10 protein-coding genes are annotated in these 11,880 nt (G+C 44.9%); 7 read left to right on the forward strand and 3 right to left on the reverse strand.

The window, feature by feature from the left end; all coding sequences use genetic code 11:
• From DZC72_RS17855 to DZC72_RS16220, 7 genes are all read left to right on the forward strand, one after another.
• A partial coding sequence (locus tag DZC72_RS17855) for a beta strand repeat-containing protein (RefSeq protein ID WP_394340660.1) occupies nt 1-3,426 on the forward strand: 3,426 nt, incomplete at its 5' end.
• Between the two features lie 73 nt (nt 3,427-3,499).
• On the forward strand, nt 3,500-5,470 hold the full coding sequence (locus tag DZC72_RS16195) for a T9SS type B sorting domain-containing protein (RefSeq protein ID WP_125224101.1): 1,971 nt from the start codon (nt 3,500-3,502) through the stop codon (nt 5,468-5,470).
• Nucleotides 5,471-5,474: 4 nt separating this feature from the next.
• Nucleotides 5,475-6,431, forward strand: a complete 957-nt coding sequence (locus DZC72_RS16200; protein ID WP_125223974.1) for a PorP/SprF family type IX secretion system membrane protein — start codon at nt 5,475-5,477, stop codon at nt 6,429-6,431.
• Between the two features lie 182 nt (nt 6,432-6,613).
• A complete protein-coding gene (gene idi / locus DZC72_RS16205) occupies nt 6,614-7,153 on the forward strand; it encodes an isopentenyl-diphosphate Delta-isomerase (RefSeq protein WP_125223975.1) in 540 nt (179 codons plus the stop codon).
• Nucleotides 7,143-7,550 (forward strand): 6-pyruvoyl trahydropterin synthase family protein, encoded by a 408-nt coding sequence (locus DZC72_RS16210; RefSeq protein WP_125223976.1) that lies wholly within the window; start codon nt 7,143-7,145, stop codon nt 7,548-7,550. The genes idi and DZC72_RS16210 overlap by 11 nt, the downstream gene beginning before the upstream one ends.
• Before the next feature lie 120 nt (nt 7,551-7,670).
• Entirely contained in the window at nt 7,671-8,639 is a 969-nt protein-coding gene (locus DZC72_RS16215) for a type I phosphomannose isomerase catalytic subunit (RefSeq protein ID WP_125223977.1), read from the forward strand.
• A 51-nt stretch (nt 8,640-8,690) separates the two neighbouring features.
• The gene (locus tag DZC72_RS16220) at nt 8,691-8,963 is read left to right on the forward strand and encodes a hypothetical protein (RefSeq protein WP_125223978.1); all 273 of its coding nucleotides are present in this window, start codon (nt 8,691-8,693) and stop codon (nt 8,961-8,963) included.
• Nucleotides 8,964-9,009: 46 nt separating this feature from the next.
• Here the strand turns inward: DZC72_RS16220 and DZC72_RS16225 are convergent, their stop codons facing one another.
• From DZC72_RS16225 to DZC72_RS16235, 3 genes are all read right to left on the reverse strand, one after another.
• Nucleotides 9,010-9,705, reverse strand: coding sequence for a DUF4369 domain-containing protein (locus DZC72_RS16225; RefSeq protein WP_125223979.1), 696 nt, complete (start codon nt 9,703-9,705; stop codon nt 9,010-9,012).
• A 64-nt stretch (nt 9,706-9,769) separates the two neighbouring features.
• The gene (locus tag DZC72_RS16230; protein WP_125223980.1) at nt 9,770-11,044 is read right to left on the reverse strand and encodes a DUF819 family protein; all 1,275 of its coding nucleotides are present in this window, start codon (nt 11,042-11,044) and stop codon (nt 9,770-9,772) included.
• Nucleotides 11,045-11,076: 32 nt separating this feature from the next.
• On the reverse strand, nt 11,077-11,880 hold the full coding sequence (locus DZC72_RS16235) for a Cof-type HAD-IIB family hydrolase (protein ID WP_125223981.1): 804 nt from the start codon (nt 11,878-11,880) through the stop codon (nt 11,077-11,079).

Here is an 11,880-nt window from a genome sequence, read left to right on the forward strand (position 1 = left end):
GCTACACTGAACGGCAGCAACCAGTTACAGATAGATATCGAGGGCGGAACCTCGGCCACGGTCGACCTATCGAGTTTGGTGGGTACGGACGACCAGACGGCAGGCGAGGTGACCTATGACAACTCTACCTCCGGCCTAACGGCAGGTGACGTACAGTCTGCAATCGACGAGGTCGCCGCTGGAAGCACCGACGATCAGAACCTTACGGGAGCTACACTGAACGGCAGCAACCAGTTACAGATTGATATCGAGGGCGGGACTTCGGCCACGGTCGACCTATCAAGTTTGGTAGGCACCGACGACCAGAACATAAGCGGTTCCAGCTTTAACGGCGCTACGAACGAACTTACCATCGGCATCGAGGGAGGTACTTCCGAGACAGTTGATTTATCCGGACTTGTCGGCACGGACGACCAGACGGCTTCGGAGGTGACCTATGACAACTCCACTTCGGGTCTAACGGCAGGTGACGTACAGTCTGCAATCGACGAGGTTGCCGCTGGAAGCACCGACGACCAGAATTTAACGGGAGCTACACTGAACGGCAGCAACCAGTTACAGATAGATATCGAGGGCGGAACCTCGGCCACGGTCGACCTATCAAGTTTAGTAGGTACAGACGACCAGACGGCCTCCGAGGTGAATATCGCGGATGCCGGAGGCAATTTCACGGCTACTGACGTAGAGGGTGCTTTGTCGGAACTTGCTGCGGGTAGCACCGACGACCAGAACCTAACAGGGGCCACTTTGAACGGCAGCAACCAGTTACAGATAGATATCGAGGGCGGAACCTCGGCCACTGTCGACCTATCGAGTTTGGTGGGCACAGACGACCAGAACATAAGCGGTTCCAGCTTTAACGGCGCTACGAACGAACTTACCATCGGCATCGAGGGAGGTACTTCCGAGACTGTGGATTTATCCGGACTTATCGGCACAGACGACCAGACAGCAGCTGAAGTAACCGTTGCAGATGTAGGAGGAAACTTCGCAAATAACCAGGTAGAGGGAGTACTCGAAGAAATTGATGCACGTATAGATGCGCTTGTACTTGCAGGTGGTTCAGATGGGAACGACTTCGTTACTGGAGGTTCTTTATCAGGTACCGACCTTACATTGAACGTTCCAAACCAAATAGATCCTGTAATTGATCTGTCGGGACTTCAAGATGGTACCGGAACCGACGACCAGAATATCAGTGGTTCGAGTTTCAACGGCGCTACGAACGAACTTACAATCGGCATCGAGGGAGGTACTTCCGAGACAGTTGATTTATCCGGACTTGTGGGCACGGACGACCAGACGGCCGGTGAGGTGACCTATGACAACTCCACTTCGGGTCTAACGGCAGGTGACGTGCAGTCGGCCATCGACGAGGTAGCTGCTGGAAGCACCGACGACCAGAACCTTACGGGAGCTACCCTGAACGGCAGCAACCAGTTACAGATTGATATCGAGGGCGGGACTTCGGCCACTGTTGACCTATCAAGTTTGGTAGGCACCGACGACCAGAACATAAGCGGTTCCAGTTTTAACGGCGCTACGAACGAACTTACCATCGGCATCGAGGGAGGTACTTCCGAGACTGTGGATTTATCCGGACTTGTCGGCACGGACGACCAGACGGCCGGTGAGGTGACCTATGACAACTCCACTTCGGGTCTAACGGCAGGTGACGTGCAGTCGGCCATCGACGAGGTAGCTGCTGGAAGCACCGACGACCAGAACCTTACGGGAGCTACCCTGAACGGCAGCAACCAGTTACAGATTGATATCGAGGGCGGGACTTCGGCCACTGTTGACCTATCAAGTTTGGTAGGCACCGACGACCAGAACATAAGCGGTTCCAGTTTTAACGGCGCTACGAACGAACTTACCATCGGCATCGAGGGAGGTACTTCCGAGACTGTGGATTTATCCGGACTTGTCGGCACGGACGACCAGACGGCCGGTGAGGTGACCTATGACAACTCCACTTCGGGTCTAACGGCAGGTGACGTGCAGTCGGCCATCGACGAGGTCGCTGCTGGAAGCACCGACGATCAGAACCTAACAGGGGCTACTTTGAACGGCAGCAACCAGTTACAGATAGATATCGAGGGCGGAACCTCTGCCACTGTTGACCTATCGAGTTTGGTGGGCACGGACGACCAGACGGCTTCCGAGGTTAACATTACGGATGCCGGAGGCAATTTCACCGCTACTGACGTAGAGGGCGCTTTGTCGGAACTTGCGGCAGGCAGCACAGATGACCAGAACCTGACGGGAGCTACCCTGAACGGCAGCAACCAGTTACAGATAGATATCGAGGGCGGAACCTCGGCCACCGTTGACCTATCGAGTTTAGTAGGTACCGACGATCAGAATATCAGTGGTTCGAGTTTCAACGGCGCTACGAACGAACTTACCATAGGCATCGAGGGAGGTACCTCCGAGACAGTTGATTTATCCGGACTTGTCGGCACTGACGACCAGACGGCTTCCGAGGTTAACATTACGGACGCTGGCGGCAACTTTACGGCAACTGACGTAGAGGGCGCTTTGTCGGAACTTGCCGCGGGCAGCACGGACGACCAGAATTTAACGGGAGCTACCCTGAACGGCAGCAACCAGTTACAGATAGACATCGAGGGCGGAACCTCGGCCACGGTCGACCTATCGAGTTTGGTGGGCACAGACGACCAGAACATAAGCGGTTCCAGCTTTAACGGCGCTACGAACGAACTTACTATCGGCATCGAGGGAGGTACTTCCGAGACAGTTGATTTATCCGGACTTGTCGGCACTGACGACCAGACGGCTTCCGAGGTTAACATTACGGACGCTGGCGGCAACTTTACGGCAACTGACGTAGAGGGCGCTTTGTCGGAACTTGCCGCGGGCAGCACGGACGACCAGAATTTAACGGGAGCTACCCTGAACGGCAGCAACCAGTTACAGATAGACATCGAGGGCGGAACCTCGGCCACGGTCGACCTATCGAGTTTGGTGGGCACGGACGACCAATTAGCTTCTGAAGTGGATTCCGATACTCCTGTGGATGTAGACGGTGACGGGGTTACAGATGATACTGTAGAAGATGTAATTCAGGCTATTGCACCTATAACCTCAAAAGCAGCTAGGATTTTCTATCCACCATCTATAGCAATTGATGCTTCCGTTTTAGTGAATAATGTAACGGTGGACCTTTATCAGGAATATTTAGACCAGTACGGAGGTTCGGCTGCAAACTTTACGGCGAGTGCGGGTGCACCAGGGACTGTTCCAACCTATGGTAGAACAGAACTATATTACTACGTGACCTTTGCAGATCCGGCAGTTTTGAACATCGATTTTATTGATGCGAACGGTAACATGCAATACGATGTAATTGGTACACCTCCGGATTACAACTCTTTGATCAACGTGGTATTCGTAGTAAAGTAATCAGATAAAGACCCATATCGGTTTGAAAAAAATCAATCAATATAAATCCATACTCCTGGGCCTTGTTTTTACAATGTTCGGGATATTGGTATCCAATGCCCAGTTTTTACTACAGGCACCCAATTCCACCGATGAAAACAATTATCGCTGGTACGAGGCTTCGGATACCGGTACCGTTTTGGGAACGGATTTTTTCTACGAAGTAACCGCACCTGGTATTTACTTTGCCACCTATGATGGTACGCTTTGTGGATCTAATGCCACTGGTTATTTCATCGTTACAGATTGTAATAACCCGGATAATCAGGTAACCCTGGATATCACCAACAACGTAAGCGGAGGGGCTACGGTTAGCTGGTCTCCCGCAGTAAGTGGAGACCCCACAAGGCCTACCGTTACTGCTACGGATGCAGTAGTTAGGTATACGGCAACGGTGACCAAAGCTGGTAATGATTTTGCCTTGCCCAACTTTACCGTTGTTTGTTTGCCGCAGGCAGCGACCTTGGTAGACGATGTTGTCTCCCTGGATGAGGATACATCGGTCATTGTGGATATCTATGCAAATGATTCGGATTTACCCAATCCGGGTACTTTGACCACGACTTCACCATCCAACGGTACAATCACCATAGATGACAATGGCACACCCAATAATCCATTGGACGATGTGTTAACCTATACCCCGAACCCAGATTTTAATGGTGCGGACAGTTTTGATTACACAATCTGCAATAGTTTTGGCGACTGTAGTACGGCGACCGTGAGTATAGATGTGCTGCCTATTGTTGATACTTTTGACGATAGTATTGCCATTTTGGTGAACGAAATTAGGGTCATCGATGAGTGGACGTTGAACGATAACGATATACCAACAATAGGAACCTTCAGTATTACACAGCCAACAAACGGATCTGCTACCATTGATGATAATGGTACGCCCAATGATCCATCGGACGATACTATTACTTATTTCCCCAACAATGATTTTATAGGTTCGGATGCTTTCGAATATACACTATGTGACGATGCAGGAAACTGTAGTACGTCAACGATTACCATGATCGTGAGTCCGTCCAATACCGATTTGGATAGTGATAACGACGGCATACTCGATAGTTTTGAGGACCTTAACTTGGATGCGGACAACGATCCCGCAACAAATCCGACTGATACGGATTTGGACGGCTACCCGGATTATCTAGACATCGATAGCGATAATGATGGTATTCCCGATAATGTGGAGGCACAGACAACCTCTGGTTATATTGCTCCTAGCGGTACCGATGCCAATGGAAACGGTGTGGACGATGCTTATGAAGGTGGTGGTAATATTGGACTGTTCCCGATAGATACCGATGGCGATAGCCTTCCTGATTATTTGGATGAGGACAGTGACAATGATAACGTACCCGATAGCATCGAAGCGCACGATCAGAACCATGATGGTATAGCAGATTTCACCTTGTTCGGGTCCGATCAGGATGGAGACGGTCTGGACGACGGCTACGAAGGAAGCAATGTCAATGATATCGATGTGAACGATGAGCTTGATGATCCTTATGGCCAATTACCCAATACGGATAGTGATCTGGAATCCGATTACAGGGATACCGATGACGATGATGATGGCATAGAGACCATCGATGAGGATTTGAACGGTGACGGTGATTATAGCAATGATGATTCGGACGGCGACGGTACGCCAAACTATTTGGATTCCGATTTGGGCGAACTATCGGAACAGATAGAAGTCTTTAACGTTATCACACCTAACGGCGACGGTGTTCATGATGTACTGCGAATCGATGGTCTGGAAAATTATCCGAACAATACTATCAGGATTTACAACAGATGGGGCGTATCCGTCTTTACCACAAGGGCCTACAATACGGAGGGCAATGTTTTTGACGGAACTTCCCAAGGTAGGGTGACCGTTGATCAGAGCAACAAACTGCCGGTTGGAACGTATTTCTACATCTTGGATTACGAGGAGCCCAACGGTACTATGAAACAGCTTTCAGGGTATATATATATTAATAGATAGAAGGATGTTAGACATAAAATTTTTAAAACCGAACAGTGACTTTTTAATTAAAGTTCTATGCATCCTTGTAGTCTTTTGGGCCGGAACATCATTGTTTGCGCAACAGGATGCCCAGTATACCCAATATATGTACAATACGGTAAGCGTGAACCCTGGTTATGCGGGTTCTAGGGGGCAAGTAAGTATTGCAGCGTTACACCGATCCCAATGGTTGGGTCTGGAGGGCGCACCCACTACGCAAACATTCAATATCCATTCACCCATTGGTTATAAGGGAGTAGGTTTGGGACTTTCTATTGTAAACGATAGAATAGGTCCAACTTCTGAAACAAATTTTGATGTCGATTTTTCCTATACGTTGACATTAGCGGAGGAAAGTCGGTTGAGTTTCGGTTTGAAGGCAAGTGCCAATTTATTGGATATTCGTTTTTCGGAACTCAACCAGTTTACGACGGACCAAACCCTTCAGCAGGATATAGACAACAGACTTTCTCCCAATGTAGGTGCTGGGGTATATTATCATACCGATAAATTCTATGCCGGACTTTCGGTTCCCAGAATTTTGGAGACCTCCCATTTTCAGGAATCTTCATTGAGTACAGCCAAGGAACAAATGAATTTTTACTTCATAACCGGTTATGTATGGGATTTAAACCCTATGTTGAAATTTAAACCAACCTTGCTTACCAAGGTCGTACAAGGCGCTCCTTTGCAGGTCGATCTTTCGGCCAATTTTATGCTAAATGAACGATTCATTTTAGGGGCGGCCTATCGTTGGGATGCTGCCTTTAGTGGGATGGTAGGTTTTAATGTTAATGGCAACTTCTTGATAGGACTCGCTTACGATAGGGAAACCACGGAGTTGGGAAGTGCCGCATTCAATGATGGTTCTTTCGAGGTCATACTTCGATATGATTTTATATCCATTAAAAACAACCTAAAATCACCAAGGTTCTTTTAAGAATTATTTTTTCATTCATTCTTTCATCTGTTTATTTTATTGTTTTTCATAGGTCAGATGTAATTCGCTATCCCGATAGCTATCTGGAAATCTTGGTGGGCATCACGACTTTTGATGACTCATTTCTTATTTTTTTCATAAAGCCTTCGATTAAAATTGCCCAAAGGCCTTATTTTTACGTGATGAAGGAAGAAGAAGTAATTCTCGTAGACAAAAACGATATTCCAAGGGGAACCATGCCTAAAATGGAAGCCCATGAAAAGGCCGAGTTGCACCGGGCTTTTTCCGTTTTTGTCCTCAATGACAAAAATGAGATCATGTTGCAACAAAGGGCGGCCCATAAATACCATTCCCCGTTGCTATGGACTAACACCTGCTGTAGTCATCAAAGGGTAGGGGAGGCCAATTTGGAAGCAGGTAAGCGAAGGCTTCAAGAGGAAATGGGTTTTGAAACCGATTTAAAGGAACTTTTTTCATTTATCTACAAAGCGCCTTTTGATAATGGGTTGACGGAGCATGAACTTGATCATGTAATGATCGGATATTTCAATGATGTTCCAAATATCAATAAGGATGAAGTTGAAGATTGGAAATGGATGACTCCCAAGGCCATCAAATTGGATATGGAGGTGCACCCGGAAAACTATACGGCTTGGTTCAAAATAATATTTGAAAAATTTTATCAGCACTTAATCGATAATCTGGTAGAAAATGAGAGTTAAGGTAAGCAGAAAGGCACATTTTAATGCGGCCCATAGGCTTTATAGGCCGGATTGGGAAGATTCCAAAAACTGGGAAGTCTTTGGAAAATGTAACAACCCCAACTTTCATGGGCACAATTATGAATTGATCGTTAGTGTTACCGGTGAAATCGACCCGGAAACGGGTTTTGTAATGGATGTAAAGGTGTTGAAAGATCTTATCAAGGAAAAGATAGAAGATGCGTTCGACCACAAAAACTTGAACAAGGAAGTACCTGAATTCCAAGAATTAAATCCAACTGCTGAAAATATTGCCGTCGTTATTTGGAACAAGCTAAGGCCCAGTATTGAAAACAATAAGGAATTGGAGGTTGTGCTATATGAAACCCCCCGAAATTTTGTCACCTACAGTGGTTAATGGCCAAATATCTTGACAATTGATCGATTATCCGTTTTTGCACTAATTAGATATTTCCAATTGTTTGAAATATTATAGTTATTGCTTCCGTTAGGTAAATGACATGTTTATAAACAAAAAATGAATTTATACCCCTTAAAATTTAACCCGATACTCAAAGAACGACTTTGGGGAGGAACCAAACTAAAGGACCTTTTTGGAAAGCCAAGCACGAGTGAAATAACAGGGGAAAGTTGGGAACTTTCTACAGTTAAAGATGATATTTCAATCGTTTCGAACGGTGAACTGGCAAGTACTTCTCTACAGGAACTAATTGACAAATATCCAGTAGAATTATTGGGCAAGAGCGTGGTGGATAGATTTGGAACGGAATTTCCAATACTTATCAAATTCATTGATGCCAAACAGGATCTTTCCATACAGGTGCACCCTAATGATGCATTGGCAAAGGAAAGACATAATTCTTTCGGTAAAACGGAGATGTGGTACATTATGGACGCCGATCCCGGGGCCGAACTTGTCGTAGGCTTTAACAAGGATGTTTCAAAAACGGATTACAGGCAAAGTTTGACAAACGATACCTTGCTGGAGTTGTTGCATCATGAAAAAGTACATGAAGGGGATACATTTTTCATCAATACGGGTAAAATCCATGCCATAGGTGCTGGGGTTTTACTAGCGGAAATACAGCAAACTTCAGATATTACCTATCGTGTATTTGATTTTAACAGAAAGGACAAGGAAGGAAACTTAAGGGAATTGCATACTGAACTGGCATTGGAAGCCATAGATTACAAGAAGAAAGATGATTTTAAGGTGGGCTATTCGAAAAAAATGAACTCGGTCAATACCATGGTAGACTGTCCGTATTTCAAAACAAATTTTTTGGAATTGGACAAGAACTTTACTATCGATACCAATAATAGGGATTCCTTTACAATCTATATGTGTGTGGACGGTAGGGCTCTTATTGAAAACGAGTTTGGAAAAGTAAGCCTACAAAAAGGCGAAACGACCTTGATTGCGGCCATGTCACAAAAAATAATTATAGATACGGAGGGTGCCAAATTACTGGAAGTAACTATTTAGGCAGTATACATATTCAATGGTTTAATTGTACTTTTGTTCAAAATATAAAATATGGCAAGTATTAGAAATTTAAAAAAGGATATAAATAACGTCCTGGGTGATATTATTGAAGGGGTATATATAGTAGAAGCCACTAATGGAGGAGGTTCCTCAAAAGAAGGAACTGCCATTATCGATGGTGCTATCGAAACGTTTGATGAGTTAATCTCCAAGGTGAACCAAGATGGTGTCGAAAACAAAAGGGCCCATTTCAATGGTATTAGGACGGAACTTGAAACTAAGGCCAATAAATTGGTCGACCAATTGAACAACATGGCTGAATAAGTTTCTTCTAACTTAAATAAAAAAGCATCCTTAAAGGATGCTTTTTTTATTCATTCTCTTCCAATAATTGTTTTAAGTCCTTTCCGTATTTGGAATTGGCAACCTCTGGAGCAAGGCCCTTGTATATGGAGTCCAGATATTTAAGGTTGGCATCTGGAATTTCTTTTACCGCTATGTAGGGAGCAATATAGGAATCCTTATTGTTCAACGCATAATTTATGGAATAGGCGTATGCTCTTTGGGTATTTCTGGTTCCTATCCTTTCCAAGGAATCAATGGTGGCTGGATCCGAGTTTGCTTGCAATTGGGAAGCCTTGAGCATAATTTCCATATTCCTTAGATTGATGTTGGATAAGGCCTTCTGGTATTCTTCAAGCTTTTCCTGTGTAGGCGATCCCTTGATTTCTGCGGTTGTATCAAAAGTGTTCCAGTCTGTATTGATGGTTATGGTTCCCGGTTCCGCAAAAAAGGTAATCCGGTCATTGATTGCGTTGTTGTCCTTTTTATTCAAGTACAGATAAAATATTTCCGGACTTTCCAACTGGGCCGAAAGGCTAAACGTTCCGTCTCCGTCGATTTCTAGGGAATCTACAGTGATGAGGGTAGTGTCCATCAAATGCTGTAGATAGAGCGTTCCTTTTTTTAAACCTCGAACCTTGCCATTTACGACCAAGTTATCTTCTCTGTCGCTTCCGCAAGAAACTATTAAAAGTATAGTAAGGATAAAAGCTACTTTTTTCATTCAAATAATTTAGGGGGCAAATATCATTAAATTTTTAAAAAAAATACAATTCAAAAAATAAATACTATAAACTGGAGGCTACCTCCATGAGGTACGCACAAAATAAGGCCCCTGCCGTACCAACCACATAGCCTAAAACAGCCAATAATACACCAACCGATGTTAAGGAGGGATGGAATTCCGCCGCTACCACGGGAGCCGAAGCCGCACCACCCACATTGGCCTGGCTGCCTACGGCCAAAAAGAAGTAAGGGGCCTTTATGAGTTTGGCCACCAGGATAAGCAGCAAGGCGTGAATGCTAATCCAAACAAAACCTATCGCGATGAGACCCGGATTTTCCAAAACCTTTCCAAGGTCCATTTTCATACCAATGGTGGCCACAAGTATGTAAATGAAAACCCCGCCAATTTTACTCGCTCCCGCACCTTCATAATTTTTAGCCTTGGTGAATGACATGGCAATGCCCGCACAGGTTGCGAGTACCACCATCCAAAAGAATCCGGATCCCAAAAAGGAGAGAAAACTCTTTTTATCGCTGACCGCTTCAAAGTTTAGGTTCAGGTACTCACTTATATAATCCCCTAAAAAATGTGAAAGGCCTACTGCTGAAAAGGCCAGGCATAGCATGATCATATAATCTTGGAGCGTAGGTACCCTTGTGATTTTTTCAGTGAACTGGGTTACTTTAACTTTTAAGGTCTCAATGGCCGAGTTGTCTGCCTTGAGCCATTTATCGATTCTTTTTGTTTTACCTACACCCAAAAGAATAATGGCCATCCAAATATTGGCTACTACGATATCAATAAGAACCATTCCTCCATATTTTTCAGGATTGTATTTGAAAATTTCGAGCATTGCAGCCTGATTAGCCCCCCCACCGATCCAACTACCCGCAATGGTGGCCAATCCCCGCCAAACGGCATCGAAATCATTCCCCCCAACGGTTTCCGGAGAAATAAAAGAAACCAATAATATAGCAATTGGACCTCCAATAATGATTCCGAAACTTCCTGTCAAAAACATGATCAGGGCCTTTGAACCCAAGTTGCTTATGGCTTTTAGGTCAATACTAAGCGTCATTAATACCAAGGCGGCGGGCAAGAGATACCTACTGGCCATAAAATATAGGTTTGAGGTATCGTCCGATATCAATCCCGCACTTGCCATCAACGCCGGCAATAAATAACACATGAGTACTGCTGGAACAATGGAATAGAATTTTGTCCAAAAACCAGTTTTTAAACTGGAGGTATAAAATATAAAACCAAGGGCGAGGGCCAAAAGACCAAAAACTACAGTATCGTTTACGATCAATGGCTGGTTGACGGGGTTGTCCATATTGCTAGGTTTTCCTTTGAAACCAAATATACTTAAATAAGTAGATGTTGTTCAATATATAGGGCAACTCCGTGTTCTGTATTACTTGAGGTAATGGATTGGGCTATTTGTTTCACTTCTTCCCTGGCATTGGAGACCGCCACGCCCCAACCAACGTTGCTTAACATATCTATATCATTAAAATTGTCTCCAAAGGCAATGACATCCTGCAGGGCTTCCCCGGGACCCATTAGTTTTTGTATGGCCGTAAGTTTGGACACGGATTTAGGTGCAATTTCTATGAGTGTGTCGTTGGAACGGTACAAATTAACTTCATTTCCAAATTTCTTGTTAAGTAAGGGCATTAATTGATCCGCAGAGGCTTTGGTCCCCATAAGCATAACCTTATGTGCTCCGATTTTTCTTCCTTCCCATTCCTCCAACGTTCGTAAGGTCGATTTAAAAACCGGGTTCGTCTTGGTGTATTTTATTTCTTTCTCGACCCTTTCCGATGCTTTGGGTACATGCCATTCATCAAATGCGTATAGGCCCATATCCGTTTTAAAACCTTCACATACTTCATGGATTTGCTGAACGACCTTCAATGGAACGGTCACGGATAGTAGTTCCTTGGTACCATCCAGGACCAGTGCGCCATTATAACAAACAATGGGTTGGTCCAAGATTCCCAGGTCTCTCTGGATATAGTACATACCGTTGGGCATTCTGGCAGATACAAGAATGATTCGGGTGCTTTGCTTTATTCTATTGATCTGAGCAATGGTGTATGCTGAAACATCACTTTTAGTCGAGAGAAGTGTGCCATCCAGGTCTGAGCAGAGTAATTTGTATTTCAT

This window comes from Maribacter algicola (assembly GCF_003933245.1).
Lineage (GTDB): Bacteria > Bacteroidota > Bacteroidia > Flavobacteriales > Flavobacteriaceae > Maribacter > Maribacter algicola.